This is a genomic window from Photobacterium sp. GB-72 (genome assembly GCF_003026095.1).
GTDB lineage: Bacteria > Pseudomonadota > Gammaproteobacteria > Enterobacterales > Vibrionaceae > Photobacterium.
On sequence record NZ_PYNV01000017.1, the window covers coordinates 1 to 19,955 of the forward strand.

Below are 19,955 nucleotides of genomic sequence, written 5' to 3' on the forward strand. Positions count from 1 at the left end.
CTGTTTTTAGTGACTGTTTTTAGTGACTGTTTTTAGTGACTGTTTTTAGTGACTGTTTTTAGTGACTGTTTTTAGTGACTGTTTTTAGTGACTGTTTTTAGTGACTGTTTTTAGTGACTGTTTTTAGGTTATTTTATAGGAGGGTTTAAATTATTTATTAAGACTCTTTTTATTTGTTTTTATCTGCAGATAAGCTGAAGGGGCGATTGAAAGGTTACTTTGATAATATTAAAGAGAATTTGGCGATTAATAATAGTAGGCGATTTTGGTTTATTAATATTAGTTAAATAAAGGCTGGCAAAACCAGCCTTTATTTAAAATAGATGTAAATATAATTAGCGACCACTATGATCAAATGTTTTTACATCTTCAGCAGTGCATTTAGCTTGTGCATGTGTATTTAGAAAATCAATTGAACGTTTAAAGTCAGCAATCAATAAATTAGCTAAATCAATCGTTAGACCTTGTTTAACTAAGATACGTTGTACCACAAGATCTTGCGCGTTTGCAGGTAAGCTATAAGCAGGCACTAACCAGCCACGAGTCCGTAGACGATCTGCTAAGTCATATAGGCTAAATGAAACATCAGCATCATTTTTTAAGCGCCATGAAATTGCTGGAATACCTTTTTCACGGTTACCGTCAAACAAGAATTCAAACAGATTAAATTTGTTTAACTCTTTGACGAGGTATTCGCATACATCGTAACTTGCATCATGAATACGTTTGTAGCCTTCATAACCTAAACGTAGGAAGTTGTAGTATTGCGCAATGATTTGTCCTGCAGGGCGAGAGAAATTCAAGGCGAAAGTCGGCATGTCACCACCTAAGTAGTTAACATGGAATACTAAGCCTTCAGGTAAATCTTCTTTACTACGCCATACAACCCAACCACAGCCTAAAGGTGCTAGACCGAATTTATGGCCAGAAGTACTTATTGATTTAACACGCTCTAAACGGAAGTCCCAAGGATCAATTTCTGGAGCACAAAATGGTGCTAGCATTGCGCCACTTGCACCGTCAACGTGGATATCGATAGAGTTACCAGTATCATGTTCGTAAGTATCTAGTGCATCAGATAACGGTTTTACTGTTTCGTATAAACCGGTGAAAGTTTGACCGAAAGTCGGTACCACCATGATAGTGTTTGCATCGACAAGCTCTAACATGTCTTCTGGCGTCATACAGTAATGACCATCAGCCATTTTTGTTTCACGCATTTCAATGTCCCAGTAGCGGGCAAATTTTTCCCAACAAACTTGGACTGGACCACAAACCATGTTTGGTTTATCGGTTGGTTGACCAAGAGCACGACGCTTTTCACGCCAGCGCCATAGGGCAGCCAAACCACCTAACATACATGCTTCACTAGAGCCTGTAGTTGAAGTACCGACGGTAGTTACTGATTCTGGTGAATTCCATAAATCCGCTAAAATATGAACACAGCGACCTTCTATTTCAGCAGACTGAGGGTATTCATCTTTATCAATCATGTTCTTATCAATGGATAGATCCATTAATTTGTGCACTTCATCTTCTTCCCATGTTTGGCAGAAGGTGGCAAGGTTTTGACGTGCATTACCATCAAGATAAAGTTCGTCACGGATCATTTGATAGATCACGTTAGGTGCTTGTTCTTGCTGTGGTAGCTTGGTAGTTGCCGCAACGTTATGAATAGTATCTGAGCCATAGATTGGATCATTACCAGTTTTACGTGTTACTTCATGAAGAGCCATAATTTTCTTCCTACCTTAGTGTTGCTTACTGTTAAATAAGTTCCAGCCCATAGTTTGAGCGACATGTTTGATCATTAATTGTCCGCGTACGCTATTACCAAATTGGTCGATACGAGGTGAGAATGCAGCGAGTGCACCTACGTTTGGAATAATGGTAACTAAACCACCACCAACACCACTTTTTCCTGGTAAACCAACATCATAAGCCCAGTCGCCCGATGTGTCGTAAAGCCCTTCCATCATCATTTCAGCTAAGATATGAGAGGCATTTTCAGGGCTAACAAGCTGTTGTCCTGAAATTGGGTTTTTACCGCCATTAGCATAAGTGGCACCTACCGTTGCCAATTCAACAGTATTTAATAGCGTCGAACACTGACGGGTATAAACATCACACGCTTCAAGTGGATCAGAGTAGATACGGTTTGATGATTCTAGTAACAAAGCAATTGCCCGATTATGGGCATTGGTTGTTTGCTCTGACTGATTCACATCCTCTGAAAGCTCAATGTTCGCCCCAGCTAGCGCTGATTGAAACGCGAGAATTTTCTGCCAGCGTTGTTCTTTATCATCAGCTTCAATTAGGCTTACCGTTGCCATTGCACCTGCATTTACAAGCGGTGTCAGTGGTTTACCGTTATGGAGTTCAAGCGCCATCACTGAATTAAACGGTAAGCCCGTTGGTTCAGCACCGACTTTACTGTGAATGGCATCTGCACCTGATTGTTCTAGTGCTAACCCTAATGTCATGATCTTTGAGATAGATTCAATGGCATATTTATAGTCAACATCTTGGATTTTAATGACTTCGCCGGTGACAGAGACGAAAGCCAATCCACATAAATCAGATGGAACCGATGCTAGGAACGGGATGTAAGAAGCATTAGCGCCATCTTTGTTGCCTTTATGCAAATCAAACGCTTGTTGCATAACGGCAGCGACATCTTTTTTACAACACGACATATTCATTTCCTTACTGATTCAATGTGTGAGTAACTTTGTCTGATGGGTTAATTACACCTGGATGAACGTTTTCAATTTCCCAAGTGAATGGCGCAAAGTCTGTAACCGCTGGATCTTTCCAGTGAGGTTTGCGGGCTTTGTAGATAAATAGCGGAACAGATACAAAGATGATGGTTAGCACAACTAAGATACCTACGTATTCTTGAGGGCTACCGACAGAGATCTGACCGGGTGGAATGAATGAGAAGATGAAGGCAGTTAAAGAGCCAACAAAACCTACGCCACCAACAAACCACATACCACCATTACCACCAGGGATTTTGAATGCACGAGGGCGGTTTGGTTGGCTATAACGTAAGTGAATGGCAGCAGCAAACATCAATAGGTACATCACAAGATATAAGATCACTGTAAGCTGACTTAAGATCTGATAAGCCGCTTGTACAGAAGGAAGTACCACAAATACGACTGATAGAGCGGTAACAAGTAGACCTTGCATCAACATGATATGTGATGCCATGCCGTGTTTGTTTGTGTATTGCCAAAAACGAGGTAAGTAACCGCCTTTTGCCACAACAAGTAGTGCTGAAGAAGGACCAGCAACCCAACCAACAACACCCGCTAGTACGCCAAGAGCTAAACATCCAGCCATGACAGGCGCAGCCCAGCTAATACCAGCCCAAGCAAACATGTCATCGTAAGTAACAAGTAAGCTTTGAGTTAAGCTAATGTCTTTTTGAGGGATAACAAACGCAATCGCTAATGTACCGAGTACGAATACACATACCGTACCAAGTGCAGCGATACCGATAGCGATAGGGTAGTTACGTGGCGCATCATCAACTTCTTTAACGTGAATAGCGTTCATTTCCATACCGGCGTAGAACAAGAAGATGCTGGCAGCAAGAACAACATTATTAAAGTTAGAGAAGTCAGGAATGAGTTTATCCCAGCCTAATTGAATTTGTGGCGTATTACCGGCGAAGAAATAAGAAAAGCCTAATACAATTAATACGATACCAGGAATAACAGTACCAATTAAACCGCCCCATTTAGCGACTTTAGAGAAAGCTTCAGTACCACGTAGAGCAATGAAAGTGGCTATCCAATAAATAGCGAGAACAATGGCAAGTACGAAGAATTTATTTTCTGATAGGGCTTGGTCAAAGGTATGGTTAGGTCCCATAAAAGCAAGGGAAACAGAACCGAATGTTAGTGCTGTTGGGAACCAAACGGTCACCTCAATCCACAACATAAAAATAGCAACAAGCGCCAGTTTTGGACCAAATGCTTCACCTACCCAGCGGAAGATACCACCTTTTTCCGACCAACCTGTTGCGAGCTCTGCGGCAACCAGTGATACAGGAATAAGAAAAACAACCGCAGCAAAAATATAATAAAAGATTGAACTTAAACCATATTCCGCTTCAGCAGGAAGACCACGTAAACTCACCACGGCAACAATGTTTAACATTGCTAAGGCAAATACGCCGATCCTCCCTTTATTTATTTTGTCGTTACTAGCCATAAAAACCTACTTATATTTCCATATTTAACATGCGTGGGTTAGGTGTCCTTGTAGGCGTATAACATTTTAATAAACGTTATATGGAGACAGGTGTTACCTAATGGCAAGAAAAGTAGCATCAAGCATTTGCATTTAACATTCCTAAAAAAAATACTTTAAGTTGCAAATATTAATGTTGTTTTAATGAATAAAAAGAGTAGAAGTGGTTGTTTTTTATGCTTATCTAAATTAAATGAGCGCTTATTAGAAATAGAACAAATAAATTTACTTGATAGCATTAATCGGTCTATGAGATTCTAAGTTTAAGGATTTAATAGATGGATAATATAGTGAAATTCTTTTTTCAACGCAGTGAAACGGACTCTGAAATACGTATAGAACTGAAGACCGCCCCTTTTTATTTGTTATTAGCAATGATTGCTGGCTGGTTAGCTATTAGTTTTATTTTGAAATCTAATGAGGCTGGTTCAATCTTTTTACCGGTACTTATAGGTTTTATCATGCTGCGATTTTTTGCTTTAATTAAAGCGCAGAAAGAAGTACTAGGGGCGATGAAAGATCGTCGACTAACGACTCAAGGTAGTAAATTTTCTTTTAATAATCCGTTTATTTATATTATTAAAAAGAAAGTAGATAACACTAAACCAGAAAAATAAGTATTAATCTTTTATAAAAAAGCGGCTCACTAAAATAGTGAGCCGCTTTTTGTTATCGATTATCTATCGACAATAAAATTAGTTATTGCTGTGTAATTCGCTGTTTAGCTCAATCGCAGTTTTGTTGGTTAGACATTCGATTTGACCTGTCATAGAGTTACGACGGAACAGTAGATCAGGCTTACCAGCAAGATCGCGCGCTTTAACCACTTCTACAGGCTTACCGTTAGCATCAAGCATTTGTACTTTAGAGCCAGCAGTTACATATAGACCAGATTCGATAGTACAACGATCCCCCATAGGGAAACCAAGACCCGCGTTGGCACCTAGTAGGCTGTTTTCACCGATAGAAACCACTACTTTACCACCGCCAGAAAGGGTACCCATGATAGATGCACCCCCACCGATATCAGAGCCATCACCCACAACAACACCTGCAGAGATACGGCCTTCGACCATACTTACACCAGTAGTACCTGCGTTAAAGTTGATGAAACCTTCGTGCATAACTGTCGTACCTTCACCCACGTGTGCGCCAAGACGTACACGAGATGTATCAGCAATACGAACACCTGTTGGTACCACGTAGTCCACCATTTTAGGGAATTTATCAACACAATCGACAGTGATCGTTTCACCGTTTAAACGGGCTTCCATTTGACGATCAGCAAGCTCAGGAAGATCAATTGGACCTTTGTTTGTCCATGCGATGTTGTGCAGTAAGCCGAAGATACCGTCAAGCACAACGCCATGAGGCTTCACTAAACGGTGCGAGATAAGTTGCAGCTTTAAGAAACCTTCAGCAACAGATGATGGAGCGAGATCTGTTTTTAGCATCACCATAACAAGCGGCTGAGAAGACAGTGTTGCTTTTGCTGCAAACTGTGCACTTACTTCATCGTCTGCATCTTCAAATGCTGAAGCGATAGCTGCACATTGTTCTGGTGTTACTTCAATCGCTTGGTTGCCGCCACGGTAGCCAACAATCGTCGCAATATCTTTTACTAATTGTTCTGATGGATGAAGCGTTGGGGTTGGGAAAAACGCTTCAATGATTTTTCCATCACGGTTTTTAGTGGCTGTACCTAGGGCAAGTGAAAAGCTAGACATGGTTACCTGTTCTCCATTACAAAAAATGTGATGTTAAATACACCTTACAGTAAGGTGGAACATCAAGATAAGCCCGAGAAATCATTTGCAACGAGCAGATAACTCCCGATTAATAAAACCATAATAAAGACACTTGGTAAGATATAGAAGAGCCGAAAGAAAAATCAGAGCAAAATGATGTTTTTTTTACGAATCTGTTGGCTTAAAAGAAGGGAATAGCCCTTTAAGATGGGACAAATTACTGGCTGATATTTGCTGTAGAATTGAGTTTTTATTGCTGAGTTATAAAAAAACCTCCAGTGAGGAGGCTTTCAACAGCGAACGGGATAATTTTAAAAATTATGCTGCGTCTTCTTGCTCTGGGGTATCAGCAACAACTTCAGGTTTTGCGACCTTCTTTTTTGCTACTGGTTTTGCTTTTTTCGCGCCTAACGCAATTAATACTTCTTCACGCTTTTGCGCTAAGAACATAGATAGTTCTTCTTGCTTGGCTTCATCTTCGAAAAGCTCACTTTCGCTAAGTAAAGTAAACATCTCGTCAGCCATATCTAGCATTTTGTCGTATGCGTCGGCTTCGGATTTAGAGGTGAAAGTCATCTTTTCTTCTCCGTTGCGCTCAACTACATATTTGACGATAACAGCCATGGTCATCCTCTCCGAAATTGATTTACTGGCTGTTTATACAGTAGCATACTAGCTTCGTCCAGTGCTAAGCGTGTTAATGTGATGACCAAAGAAAAATTTGACCAAATTTACATCAGAGCAGCAGAAAGAAAAGGGGGCGATATCGCATTAGAACAGCGATTATCATTGCCACTTAGTTGCAACGAATTAAAAGCGATCACAGATGATCGGTGGCTTGCGTGTTTAACTCAAAAAATCTTTCAGTGCGGGATTCGCTGGCAGGTTGTACGCAATAAATGGGCTGGCTTTGAAGAGGTATTTTTTGGTTTTAATATTGAAAAAATGGGTTTAATGCCTGAGGAAATGTGGGAACGTAAAGCGCAAAATCCCGAAATTATTCGTGATTTAAAGAAGGTAATGACGATCCCTGAAAACGCCAATATGATCCACCGTGCAGCAGTCGAGCATGGTTCATTTGCCAATATGGTTGCCGAGTGGCCAGAGCAAGATATCGTTGGCTTATGGTTGTACTTAAAAAAACATGGCAAACGTCTAGGCGGCAAAACCGGTGCTTATAGTTTACGTGCGATGGGGAAAGACAGTTTCTTGTTTACCAAAGATGTGGAAAGTTATTTGCGTCATACGGATATTGTTGATGGTGGACGAGACACATTAAAATCATGGCGAAATGCGCAACATGCGTTTAATGATTGGCAACAAGAATCTGGCCGATCATTAACTGAGATCAGCCAAATCATTGCTTACAGTGTGGGTGATAATCGTGTTTAACTGATGTATTTAAGACGAGTATGACGGTTAATCAAATGTCCATTGTTGGCTAAATTGAATAAAAGATTCTAGCAATGGACTTTGGTACTTCTCTTTATGGAAAATCAGCCAATATTGGCGGCGCATATCTAATGGCATTGGCAGTAATACAATGCGCTTTTCTTCAACGGCATGTAATGCCGCACGTTGTGAAATACAGGTGATCCCAAGTCCTGCGGAAACACTATTGATGATCGCTTCTGTAGTATTTAGCTCAAAAGCTGGCGTCCAATGCTCTAAACGTGGCGCTAAGCGATTTAAGAAAAACTCACGTGTGCCAGAGCCTGTTTCGCGCAGAACCCATTCAGAATCTTCCAGATCAGATAAGCGTAATGCTTCAATTTTTGTCAGTGGATGATTAGGATGACAAGCCACCACCATATTATCTTCGAGCCACGGCTGCACAATAAGATCCGGGTGCTGTACTTTACCTTCAACAAAGCCCACATCTAATTCAAATTCAGTGAGTTTCTGACATACTTGCGCGGTGTTAGAAATAAACAGTTTTTGGTGACGATGTTGGGTCGCTGAGCGGAAATCTCGAATTAAAAAAGGTGTTAGCTGATTGCCTACAGTATCACTTGAACCGATTTTTAGCTCACCAGCAATAACATCGTCTTGATCAAACAGTTTTTCGATAGTGTTAGAACGCGCTAACAGTTCGTCAGCCAAAGGCAGTAGTTTCTTACCTTGTTCGTTGATCAGTAAGCGGTTGTTGTTGCGATCAAACAGTTTATGATCAAGTTGCTTTTCTAGCTCAGACAATGCCATGCTCACTGCTGGCTTGGATAGAAATAACTTTTCTGCGGCTGCGGTAATGGTACGTTCTTGGGCAACGGTTACGAAAACTTTCAATTGTTTTAGCGCTATATTCATAACTATCCTTTGTTGAAAACTCATTGTGCAAGGTCGTTATTTATCATTAATGACGGTAAAATTTCGCCTTTAAAATATTGGTTAAGTTTAACTTAACATGTGGTTAAATATATTCAGATATTCTAAAACAATCAAGCTGGATATACTTAGTTACATCAAAAGAAACAGACAATTCGCTAAGAGCTATCAGATAAAGGCGGAGAGAGAACATGATTAAGACGACGAAAAGAAAAGTAGCAGGGGCGCCAACGCCTATGGCAGGTTTAGCACTCGGTATTGGTAGTGTTTTATGGTGCTGGGAAAATGGTGCCACACTTCATGGTTATGCACAAATGACAGGTGCAGTCATTGCGGCATTGATGCTACTCGTTTTAGTTGCAAAATTTATATTCCATCCAAAATTATTATGGGGTGATTTATCTCACCATGTAGTGGGTAGTGTTGTACCAACATTTGCGATGGCATTAATGGTGGTATCAAAAGCGATTGGTTTATATGTATCAGCGCAAGCAGGTGCTTACCTTTGGTTATTCGCGGTAATTTTACACGTTATTTTCTTAACACTATTTATTTACCACCGTGCATGTGACTTCCATCTTCACCACATGGTGCCAAGTTGGTTTGTACCGCCAATCGGTATTATTGTTGCTGATGTGTCGTTCCCAGGTATTGCAGAGCTACACCCATTAGCAAACGTATTGTTAATCTTTGGTATGTTGTCATACGCAGTCATGCTTCCAATGATGATTTACCGCTTTATGTTCCGTGATGAAGTGCCAGATGCTGCAAAACCAACCATTGCGATTATGGCAGCGCCAGCTAGCCTATCACTCGCAGGTTATTTAACAGTAACGGCAAACCCATCACCAGTAGTGGTTGCATTACTAGCCGGTATTGCAGTATTGATGACAGCGGTAATTTACTTAGCTTTCTTCCGTTTATTACGCTTAGAGTTCAGCCCAGGTTACGCAGCTTTTACGTTCCCAATGGCAATTGGTGCAACAGCACTATTTAAAACTGCAGCGTGGATGAAAAATTACGGCTTTGATGCTCACTATGTGGCACAAGTTCACGGTCTAGCAACCATTGAGCTTTATATCGCAACGATTATCATTGGCTATGTAGCAATTCGTTATTTAGCATTTTATCGTCCATTCGGACTTCTTAAAAATAACAGTGAACACTGTCCACAAAATGTCTGATAGCGATGGTAATACAGGCAGATGAGTTAAGATTATTTGCCTGTACTATCACTGATGTTTTGTGTGTTGCCCGATCGAAAGATCGGGCTTTTTTTGTTTTAGGGCTAAGACAATATTGTTAATATTTCTGCCTGTATGTATTTACAGTGTTCAATTCATGGTAGACAATTTAGTTATTCATCACCTGCTGTGAGATACCTTAGTGTTTACCGTCTACCATTCAAATCAACTCGACTTGCTTAAATCTTTGCTGGTGGAGCTTATTAAGCTAAAGCCATTAGCCAATCCATTTGAAAAAGAACAGATTCTGGTACAAAGTCCAGGAATGTCGCAATGGTTAAAAATGGAATTAGCAAAGTCATTGGGTGTGGCTGCTAATATCGATTTTCCACTGCCAGCGACCTTTATTTGGAAGATGTTTACCCAGGTCCTCGCTGATGTACCAGAGCGCAGTGCATTTAACAAAGAAGCGATGACGTGGAAGTTAATGCAAGTGCTACCAGCACAGTTTGAGCAACCTGAATTTGAAGCGCTACAGCGGTATTTAGACGGTGATGACGACAATTTAAAGTGCTATCAGTTAGCTGAAAAAATTGCCGATATTTTTGACCAATATTTAGTGTATCGCCCTGAGTGGATCCAACAATGGGAAGCGGGGGAAGTTGTCGCTGAATTAGAAGATGAGCATCCTTGGCAGCCTATTTTATGGCAAGCACTGTATGATCAAACCTTGGCACTTGGACAATCGCCTTATCATCGTGCCAACTTGTACGAACACTTTATTGAAACGCTACAAAACTACAACGCATCACAAGGTAAAGAAGCATTAATAGCAGCAGGCTTACCGCAGCGTTTATTTGTGTTTGGTATCTCATCATTACCCCCACGTTATCTAGATGCACTTGCTGCTATTGGTGAGCATATTGATGTGCATTTAATGTTTACTAACCCTTGTCGTTATTATTGGGGAGATATTCGCGATCGTAAACACCTTGCGCGACTCGCTGCCAGTAAGCGGGTCAAACTTCATAATATCAAAGAGCAACAAGATATTGATGCCACGATTGAAGTACTAAAAGACAACGATGAAAGCCACTATGATGATGAGATGCAAAATGGCATGGTCGGTAATAGCTTATTAGCCTCTATGGGTAAGCTTGGTCGCGATAACATGTATTTGTTATCGGAGATGCAAGTTAACGAAGTGGATGCCGGTTTCGTTGATATTGAATCAGATACTTTATTACATGCCATTCAAGCTGACATCTTAAACTTGGTTGATCGCCAAGATGATACCCAATTAGATTCTAGCGAGCATAAATTCCCAATTGCTGCAGATGATAACTCACTCTCTATTCATGCATGTCATAGCCCAATGCGTGAAGTTGAAGTGCTTCACGACAAGCTGTTAGCGATGTTTGAGGCAAACCCTGATCTGAAACCACGTGATGTGATCGTGATGGTGGCTGACATCAATGCCTACAGCCCCGCCATCCAAGCGGTATTTGGTAATGCGCCGGGTAATCGTTATATTCCATTTTCGATTTCTGACCGAACCGCAGAGCAAGAAAACCCGATATTGTTGGCGTTTTTACGTTTATTAACTTTGCCTGATAGTCGCTGTCATGCTTCTGAACTGTTAGAGCTATTAGAAGTGCCTGCGGTGATGAATAAGTTTGGTTTTGATAGCCAAAGCTTTGAGAAAGTAAAACAGTGGATCGAAGAAGCGGGAGTTCGCTGGGGCTTAGATCAGCATACATCGAGCCAATTTAATCTTCCTGAGCAGATGCAAAATACTTGGCTGTTTGGTATTCAGCGCATGCTGTTAGGTTATGCCATGCCCCATAATACTGGTTTGTTTGAAGGCATTTCTGCTTACGATCAAGTACAGGGGATTGATGCGGAGTTAGCTGGGCAGTTAGCTGGCTTTATTGATTGCTTAATTAGTTACCGTGAAGTGTTAGCACTGCCACATTTGGTGACAGAGTGGGCGGATACACTTAACCAAATGCTGGATGATTTTTTCGCGGTGGAATTAGAAGGCGAACTGGTTCTTAAATCTATTCGCGATAACTTACACCGCTTGCACGAACAACTCGATGATGCGGGTTATCAAGGTGAGATCACACCAGCAGTGCTAACTCAATATTTACGCGATAAGTTATCGGGTGAGCGAGTAAGCCAACGCTTCCTTGCTGGACAAGTGAATTTTTGTACCTTAATGCCAATGCGTTCGATCCCCTTTGATGTGGTGTGCTTGCTTGGCATGAATGATGGTGCTTACCCTCGAAATATTGCCCCTGAAGGGTTTGATTTAATGAATGGTCGCACTAAAGCGGGCGATCGTTCTCGTCGTGATGATGACCGTTATCTTTTCCTTGAAGCATTATTATCAGCGCAAGAAACCTTATATATCAGCTACGTGGGTCGCTCAATTCAAGACAACGCAGAAAAAATTGCGTCTGTGCTAGTCAGTGAGCTGGTGGAATATTGTCAGCAAGGTTATTGCTTAGAGGGGGATGAATCTCTTCCTGTCGATCAATCAGCCGAAAACATTAAACAAAAACTGATTGAGCACCATCCCTTAGTGCCATTTAGTCCGAGTGCTTTTATCGGGAGTAATAGCAGTTATGCCATTGAATGGCTACCCGCTGCTGCTCGTGAAGGGCAAGCGAGCCAACCTTTCCAATTAGGTGAACTTCCTCCAGAACCGATTGCCGATGAGCAACAACAAGTATTAGAGCTTGCTGAGTTGCAGCGTTTCTGGCGTTTACCGGTACGTTATTTCTTTAACCGTCGTTTGAAAGTCTACTTTGAGCCGCCAATGGGATTATTGGAAGATGATGAACCGTTTGTGCTGAATCATCTTGAAAGTTATCACGTTAAAGATGAGCTATTAGCATTATTGCTTGATGCTCAAATGACCAATAAAGATCCGGATCAGATCTTCAGTCATTTCGCTCAAGAGCAAAAAGCAGCGGGCAAGTTACCTGTAGCGGCATTTGGTGATATTGATTTAGATGCCAGTCGTCTAGCAGTACGTGAGTTAGTGAGCCAGATTGAGCCATTAATTCATGCGCCATTAGATGATCAGGAAGTGGCAATAACACTAACGATAAATGGTCATGCCGTATTACTTCAAGGTTGGCTGAAACAGCGCTATCAATCAGGTTTAATGCGTTTTCGTAGTGGTAAAGTGCGCTCGGTAGATTTACTCGCGGCTTGGTGTGATCACTTATGTTTAGCGATTAGCCAGCCAGAATTGAACCAGAAAACACATATTATTGGTACCGATAAGCACCTTGTCATTAATGCGATCGAAGCAAGTAAAGCACAAGGTTATTTACAAGAGCTTATCGAGTTGTATTACCAAGGTTTGAATCAACCTTTAGCGTATTTTCCGAAAACAGCACATGCAGGTATTCAAGCGTGTGTTGATAAGCAAGGTAACTGGAAAGACGATGAACAAACCATCGAGAAAGCCTACAGCAAAATGGCAGATTGTTTTAACGATGGTTACTTCTTTGCAGGTGAAGGCGCGGATGAATACATCAATCGAGTATGGACACATTGGAATGATGAACTTGCACAGAATAGCTATGTGTTGGCACTGAAAGTACTTCAGGCTGCGGTATTAAATAGTGAAGAAGTAAAGCCGGAATAAGGGGTAGTGTGGCCGCCAGCAAATCATTATTAGTTGTAGGGTGCTTGCTGTACGGCCACCGGTCCAGAGGTGACCAAGTTTCTGGCGCTGATACTAACCAACCGCTGTAATACAAACCGTGAGTAAGTTCTCACAATATTAGAATATAACAAGATTTGATCGCTCAATATTCGCTTATAAGTGTTTGATCACAGTAGTGATGTGAGCAAGATCACCTTGAGCTTCAAGGGATCATTGGAGTGATCGAGTTTTACGATATGGGACAAGTAAAATCATGACGGTACAAACGCAAACCAATATTTTGCAGCCAATGGCCTTTCCATTGCATGGTACACGTTTAATTGAAGCCTCTGCCGGTACGGGCAAAACATTTACTATTGCCAGTTTATACCTGCGTCTATTACTCGGTCATGGTAATGCAGAAACGCGTCATGCTGTTGAATTAACGGTTGATCAAATACTGGTGGTGACTTTTACCGAAGCGGCAACGGCAGAGCTTCGCGATCGTATTCGTGGCCGTATTCACGATGCGCGTTTAGCGTTTAGTCGTGGTGTGAGTGGCGATCCCGTTATAGCCCCGTTACTGCAAGAGTATCCCGATCATAAAGCGGCAGCCAATATTTTACTGCAAGCTGAACGTCAAATGGATGAAGCAGCTATTTATACCATCCATGGTTTTTGTCAGCGAATGTTGACTCAAAACGCGTTTGAATCAGGCTGTCGTTTCAACAATGAATTTGTCACCGATGAAAGCCAATTGAAGAACTTGGTGGTAGCGGATTACTGGCGTAGTCATTTCTATCAGTTACCACGAGCGCTTGCTTGCCAGATCCGTGATTTATGGTCATCGCCGCATGCGCTATTAAAAGATATTGGCAATAGCTTAACAGGTGCCCCCGTTAAACTTTCTGTAGCGGCTATGACGGCAAGTTTAGAGCAGTTACATCAGCAAAATATCGAACGCATTAATGAATTTAAAGCATTATGGAAACAGCACTTCGCTGATTTAGAAGCGTTAATTGCAAACTCTGACGTGAATAAACGTAGCTATACCAAAAAGAGCCTACCAACGTGGCTCGCTCAAGTGAATGAATGGGCTAATCAACCGACTGAGAATTATGATTTACCGGATAAATTAGAGAAGTTTCATCAACAGGAATTGATCACTAAAACCCCGACAGGTGAAGCACCACAGCATGCGGTATTTGTTGCGGTTGCAGATTTACTTGATAACCCAGCGACATTACGCGATCCCTTATTAGCGCACGCGATTGAACATTGTCGTATTTTATTGGCGCAGGCAAAAGCCCATAAAGGGTGGTTATCGTTTGATGATCTTTTAACGCAGTTAGGCGCTGCGATCGATAACGATCAAGATGATCTCTTGGCAAGTAAGATCCGCAGCCAATATCCAGTTGCGATGATCGACGAATTCCAAGATACCGACCCCTTGCAGTACGGTATCTTCAGTTCGGTGTATCACGATCACCCTGAATGCGGATTGTTTATGATCGGTGATCCTAAGCAGGCGATTTATGCGTTTCGTGGGGCAGATATTTTTACTTATATTCAAGCCCGTCGTCAGGTTCAAGATCATTACACATTAGGTACCAACTGGCGTTCAACGGCAGATATGATTGCGTCGGTAAATAGCGTCTTTGATACACCTAATAGCCCGTTTATTTATGATCAAGATATTACCTTTGATCCTGTTGGTCATAGTCCGAAAGCACCAGATCGTAGCTGGTGGCTAAACGGCGAACAACAACACGCGCTCACGTTCTGGTTGCAAGATAGCCTCGATGGTAAGCCTATTACCAAGGGCGATTATGAGTCGACGATGGCAACGGCGACAGCGGCACACATTCAGCATATTTTAGAGCAGTCACAACAAGGGCAAGGCTACTTTTTAGATAAAGAAACTCAACACCCAGTGAAAGCGGGTGATATTGCGGTGTTAGTACGTACAGGACGAGAAGGTAAGTTGGTGCGTGAAGCACTGGCAAAACAAGGGATTGCCAGTGTGTATTTATCTAATCGTGATAGCGTTTTTTCTACTGCAGAAGCGGCTGATGTACAGCGATTATTACAAGCGGTACTAACACCTGATGACGATCGCGCATTGCGTGCTGCGTTGGCGTCAGGGTTGTTTTCTTTAACCGCAATAGAGCTCGATACGCTTAATAATGATGAGAATGAGTGGGAAATTGCAGTAAATAGCTTTAAGCAATACCGTCAACAATGGCTCAAGCGTGGCGTGATGCCTATGCTACGAAGCGTGATGGCGAAAAACAATATTGCTGAGCGTTTATTAGTGGAAGAAGGCGGTGAACGTCGTTTAACTGACTTACTTCATATTGGTGAATTACTGCAAGAAGCGAGTCAAACCTTAGACAGTGATTATGCGCTATTACGTTGGTTGGCTGAAAATGTAGCTGAGCCAAACGGTAATTCTGATGAGCAAATTTTGCGTTTAGAGTCCGAACGTAATTTGGTGCAGATTGTTACCATCCACAAATCAAAAGGATTGGAATACGATTTAGTCTTTATGCCGTTTGTTTGTAGCTATCGTGAAGTCGATAGTAAAGGCGAAGTGAAGTATCACGATGAAGACGATAACGTGACGATTTTAGATATTACCAAGCATGCTGATTCTATTTCTAAAGCTGATAAAGAACGCCTCGCAGAAGATTTACGTTTAATTTATGTAGCGTTAACTCGTGCAGTTTATGGCTGTTTTGTTGGTATGGCACCTGTACGTAATGGTCGCAGTAGCAAAGAGCCGACTGGATTACACAAATCAGCGATGGGGTATTTAATTCAAAATGGAGAAGAGTGCGGTGTTGCAGCACTAGAATTAGCACTGGCTAAGTTATCTGAAGCGCAACCGACAATCACTATTGCTGAACCTCCAGTATTACCTGTCGATAAGTGGGCAGGACAAAATGAGCAAACTGAGGCGTTGAATCGTCGTGAATTTGAGCGTCAGATTGAACGTAATTGGTGGATGACCAGTTACTCCAACTTGGTGAAGCAAGGCCATCAAGCGCATCATGATAGCAGTTTAGATCTTCCTGGATTTGATATCGATTCTGTGCAGAAAGAAACGCCAGAAAACAGTGAAACGGAGGTGGAATTAGAGCCTGAATACTCTATTTACACTTTCCCTCGCGGTGCGCGTCCGGGGACATTTTTACATACGGTGTTTGAAGAAATCGAGTTTACGCGTCCTGTCGATAGCCCAGAAACTGTCGCTAAACTGACGGAGCTATTGCAACTTGAACATTACGAGTTAGCGTGGCTACCTGTATTACAGCAATTAATTAACGATGTTTTGCACTGTCCATTAGACGGCGAAAAATTGCGATTGGCAGAAAAAACACCACAACAACGTTTAACGGAAATGGAGTTTTTACTCCCGATTGAAATGTTGCAATCACCGCTACTCAATAAAGTCATTGCTAAGCATGATTCTATTTCCGCTAAAGCTGGCGAGCTAGGCTTTAGTACGGTCAGCGGTATGCTTAAAGGTTTTATTGACTTGGTGTTTGAACATCAGGGTAAATATTACGTATTAGACTGGAAATCGAATTATCTTGGTGATGATCCACAGGTGTATCGTGGTGAGCAGTTGGTTGAAGCGATGCGCGATCACCGCTATGACTTGCAGTATCAAATTTACGCCTTAGCGCTGCAACGTTTCTTGCGTAGCCGTATTCCAAACTACGACTATGAGACCCATTTCGGTGGTGTGTATTACTTGTTCCTACGTGGCATTCAAGCTGGTAGTGACAGTGGAATTTTCCATGCGAAACCATCGCAAGCATTGTTAGAAGAACTGGATTTATTAATTGATGGAGCATTACCTCATGCTTAAACGACTTCAAGCGTTAACCAAACAAGGTGTGTTGCGTCAGCTTGATTATCAGTTCGCAAAATTTGTCGCGCATCATAGCCCCGCAGATCAAGCTGATTTAGCCGCACTTGTGGCAGCTCTTGCCAGTAATGAATTAGGTAAGGGACATGTTTGCGTAGTGCTAGATACACTTTCGCCTCAGCGTTTGTTTAGTTTGCCATCACGTGTTGCAATTGAGTTGTTAGAAGGCGTGCCTGAGCCTTCACAATGGGGAGAGCTATTAAGCCATTTTGCGGTGGTATCGACCGTGCAAACAGGCAAGGTGCAAGCGACCCCCTTAGTTATTGAACATGGCCGTTTGTACCTAAGTCGTTATTGGCAATTTGAACAAACCGTTGCCAATAAAATCCTCATGATGGCAAACAATGCAGGAGCAGAGGATGTACGATTTAGTACGACTGAGCTCAACGTTATGCATCAGGCATTAGATGATTTATTTCCTGTTACTTACGGTTACTTGTATGAAGCCTTATCAACCGCGACAACAGCTGATGCACGCCAGAGATTAGTGTGTGACATGCTTGATGTGGTGAAACCAGAGCAAGTTGATTGGGCGAAAGTCGAGCATATTTTAGTCAATGCGACATCGCAAAAAGATCTGTCTCAATTAGATGGGGTGATACCACTTGATGCCTGCTTAAATTGGCAGAAAGTGGCAGCTGCAGTGGCATTGACACGTCAGTTTGCAGTGATTTCTGGCGGCCCAGGTACGGGTAAAACAACCACCGTCGCTAAATTACTTGCGGCATTAGTAATGCAAGCCGGTGATGAGCATGTACCTAATATTATGCTGGTGGCACCGACAGGTAAGGCGGCGGCACGTTTAACAGAATCGATTAGTTCTGCGGTGAAATCATTGCCCGTAGCGGCATCAGTGAAAGAGCGTATTCCGACTCAATCGAGTACGATCCACCGTTTATTGGGGGCAATTCCGGGACGCGTTGAATTTCGTCATCATAAAGATAATCCCTTACACCTTGATGTGTTAGTGGTTGATGAAGCCTCAATGGTTGATTTACCTATGATGGCGCGATTGCTCGATGCGATGCCTGCTGGCGCGAAACTGATTTTATTAGGGGATAGAGATCAGTTGGCATCGGTTGAAGCGGGGGCTGTGCTCGGTGATATTTGCTCATTTGCTAATCAAGGTTATAGTGGAACGCAAGGGCAAGTGCTTAGCCAGTTGACGGGCTATGATCTCCATAGCACCTCACTCGATTTAAGTTTGGTGGCCGATTGTTTATGCATGCTACAAAAGAGTTACCGTTTCCACGCTCAATCTGGTATTGGTCAGTTAGCGAAAGCAATTAACAGCGGTCGTCCTGCGTTGGTGGAAAAAGTCTGGCAGCAAGGCTTTAAAGATATTCATCATTACGCCTTATCTTCTGACAGTTATCAGTCGATGATTAATCAGGTGACGACCTTCTACTTTGATTATTTAGATGCGATTGCCGCACAACGTGAGCCTAAATTGGTGCTAGATGCGTTTGCGAATGTGCGCTTGTTATGTGCATTGCGCGAAGGTGATTTTGGTGTTGTAGGGTTAAACTACCGGATAGAAAAAGAGTTAACTCACCGCGGTAAAATTAACCCAGGAGACGATACGTGGTATCAAGGTCGCCCAATTATGATCACCCGAAATGATCATGCCGTTGGTTTATATAACGGTGATATTGGTATCACTATGTTAGAGCCAGAAACGGATGCCGTCGATGGTGTGCGTCGTTTGAAGGTCTATTTTGAGATGCCTGATGGTACGATCCGTGGATTCTTGCCTAGTCGTATTCCAGAGCATGAAGTGGTGTATGCGATGACTATCCATAAATCACAAGGATCTGAATTTGCTGATACCGTAATGGTGTTGCCGAATGACTTTACACCGATCTTAACTCGAGAGTTGATTTATACCGGTATTACACGTGCAAAAGCGAGATTGTATCTTTACGCTCAACCAGACGTTATTCGTCGTAGTGTGCAAGTAAGAACTGAGCGGGCAAGTGGCTTATCTGAATTGTTAGTGTAAACCTGTATTTATCAATAAAAAACGCCAGCATTTGTGCTGGCGTTTTTTATTGTTCGTTATTTAAGGTGTTACTTAAACATGTCTAATAGCCAGTAACTAACAGGGTTATCTGGACATTGATAAGGGCCACATTCTAGGAATGTAGAAATAACATTAATTAGAACGGCAACAATCGCTAGAATACAAACAAACTTACCAAATTTGTTCATTTGATAATTTTCGCTTGTCCATTCTTTATTCCAAAGTAGGAGAAGTAGTGCGACACCAGCGATAGCCATAGCAAAGATCACAAATGCCCATGTGTAGTAGTGCATACCAAGGATCGGGCTACCAAAACCTGGTGTGCCAGGGATAACGTGAAGCGATACTTGGCGAAGCGCTGTCGCTGCACCAAATAATGCACCGACTAAGATCACACCATAATGGCGTTGCTGAGTGCCATAAACGACATTAAGCATAAAGCCGAACATTACCATAACAAAACCAAGACGCTGCAATAAACACAGTGGACAAGGTAATTCATTCCAAGCGACTTGTAATACTGAGCCCATTAATAATACAAAGGTAATACCTAATAGACCCAAGCTATTAAGAAGGGTTACATGTTTATTATTCATTAATCATTCCCCCCTATAATAAAATCGATAGTGAATCAGTGGCATGGTGATGAAACCAATACAAACCAATAATTACGGATGCGGCAAAGAATGCATATCCTACATTTTTTTTACCAATGAAAGCGCTGACCATTGCAATCAAAAGTAATAGAAATATTAAACTCATCATAAGTTGATTTAACCTGAAGTAATTTGTGTTTTTATAATGTTTGTAG

14 protein-coding genes are annotated in these 19,955 nt (G+C 42.0%); 6 read left to right on the forward strand and 8 right to left on the reverse strand.

Annotated elements, in window-relative coordinates:
- Window positions 1-335: 335 nt before the first annotated feature.
- From C9J40_RS16890 to gadC, 3 genes are read right to left on the reverse strand one after another with little or no spacing between them, the layout of a single operon-like run.
- A complete protein-coding gene (locus tag C9J40_RS16890; protein ID WP_045084825.1) occupies window positions 336-1,736 on the reverse strand; it encodes a glutamate decarboxylase in 1,401 nt (466 codons plus the stop codon).
- A 15-nt stretch (window positions 1,737-1,751) separates the two neighbouring features.
- Window positions 1,752-2,696 (reverse strand): glutaminase A, encoded by a 945-nt coding sequence (gene glsA / locus C9J40_RS16895; RefSeq protein ID WP_045153922.1) that lies wholly within the window; start codon window positions 2,694-2,696, stop codon window positions 1,752-1,754.
- Between the two features lie 10 nt (window positions 2,697-2,706).
- Complete coding sequence (gene gadC / locus C9J40_RS16900; protein ID WP_107247502.1) at window positions 2,707-4,224, reverse strand: putative glutamine/gamma-aminobutyrate antiporter GadC; 1,518 nt, start codon at window positions 4,222-4,224, stop codon at window positions 2,707-2,709.
- 317 nt (window positions 4,225-4,541) lie between these two features.
- On the opposite strand from gadC, the gene C9J40_RS16905 reads away from it, so the two are divergent.
- Window positions 4,542-4,880, forward strand: a complete 339-nt coding sequence (locus C9J40_RS16905) for a hypothetical protein (protein WP_107207751.1) — start codon at window positions 4,542-4,544, stop codon at window positions 4,878-4,880.
- Window positions 4,881-4,958: 78 nt separating this feature from the next.
- Here C9J40_RS16905 and dapD read toward each other — a convergent pair whose 3' ends face one another.
- Together dapD and C9J40_RS16915 are read right to left on the reverse strand one after the other, a co-directional pair.
- Window positions 4,959-5,990: a 2,3,4,5-tetrahydropyridine-2,6-dicarboxylate N-succinyltransferase gene (gene dapD / locus C9J40_RS16910; protein ID WP_005371559.1), complete on the reverse strand. Its 1,032-nt coding sequence runs from the start codon at window positions 5,988-5,990 to the stop codon at window positions 4,959-4,961.
- Window positions 5,991-6,329: 339 nt separating this feature from the next.
- Complete coding sequence (locus tag C9J40_RS16915; RefSeq protein ID WP_107207750.1) at window positions 6,330-6,635, reverse strand: YebG family protein; 306 nt, start codon at window positions 6,633-6,635, stop codon at window positions 6,330-6,332.
- Between the two features lie 81 nt (window positions 6,636-6,716).
- On the opposite strand from C9J40_RS16915, the gene C9J40_RS16920 reads away from it, so the two are divergent.
- Window positions 6,717-7,403, forward strand: a complete 687-nt coding sequence (locus C9J40_RS16920; RefSeq protein ID WP_107207749.1) for a DNA-3-methyladenine glycosylase I — start codon at window positions 6,717-6,719, stop codon at window positions 7,401-7,403.
- Window positions 7,404-7,430: 27 nt separating this feature from the next.
- On the opposite strand, the gene C9J40_RS16925 is transcribed toward C9J40_RS16920, so the two are convergent.
- Entirely contained in the window at window positions 7,431-8,318 is an 888-nt protein-coding gene (locus tag C9J40_RS16925; protein ID WP_107247503.1) for a LysR substrate-binding domain-containing protein, read from the reverse strand.
- 209 nt (window positions 8,319-8,527) lie between these two features.
- Between C9J40_RS16925 and C9J40_RS16930 the strand changes: the two genes are divergently transcribed.
- The 4 genes from C9J40_RS16930 (at window position 8,528) to recD (ending at window position 19,123) form a co-directional block, all read left to right on the forward strand.
- The gene (locus tag C9J40_RS16930; RefSeq protein ID WP_107207747.1) at window positions 8,528-9,520 is read left to right on the forward strand and encodes a TDT family transporter; all 993 of its coding nucleotides are present in this window, start codon (window positions 8,528-8,530) and stop codon (window positions 9,518-9,520) included.
- A 202-nt stretch (window positions 9,521-9,722) separates the two neighbouring features.
- A complete protein-coding gene (recC, locus tag C9J40_RS16935) occupies window positions 9,723-13,184 on the forward strand; it encodes an exodeoxyribonuclease V subunit gamma (RefSeq protein WP_107247504.1) in 3,462 nt (1,153 codons plus the stop codon).
- Between the two features lie 274 nt (window positions 13,185-13,458).
- On the forward strand, window positions 13,459-17,061 hold the full coding sequence (gene recB, locus C9J40_RS16940; RefSeq protein ID WP_107247505.1) for an exodeoxyribonuclease V subunit beta: 3,603 nt from the start codon (window positions 13,459-13,461) through the stop codon (window positions 17,059-17,061).
- A complete protein-coding gene (gene recD, locus C9J40_RS16945; protein WP_107247506.1) occupies window positions 17,054-19,123 on the forward strand; it encodes an exodeoxyribonuclease V subunit alpha in 2,070 nt (689 codons plus the stop codon). The genes recB and recD overlap by 8 nt, the downstream gene beginning before the upstream one ends.
- Window positions 19,124-19,191: 68 nt before the next feature.
- Here recD and C9J40_RS16950 read toward each other — a convergent pair whose 3' ends face one another.
- Complete coding sequence (locus tag C9J40_RS16950; protein WP_005371573.1) at window positions 19,192-19,740, reverse strand: disulfide bond formation protein B; 549 nt, start codon at window positions 19,738-19,740, stop codon at window positions 19,192-19,194.
- A 13-nt stretch (window positions 19,741-19,753) separates the two neighbouring features.
- On the reverse strand, window positions 19,754-19,909 hold the full coding sequence (locus C9J40_RS22280) for a DUF5993 family protein (protein WP_005371575.1): 156 nt from the start codon (window positions 19,907-19,909) through the stop codon (window positions 19,754-19,756).
- Window positions 19,910-19,955: the final 46 nt, after the last annotated feature.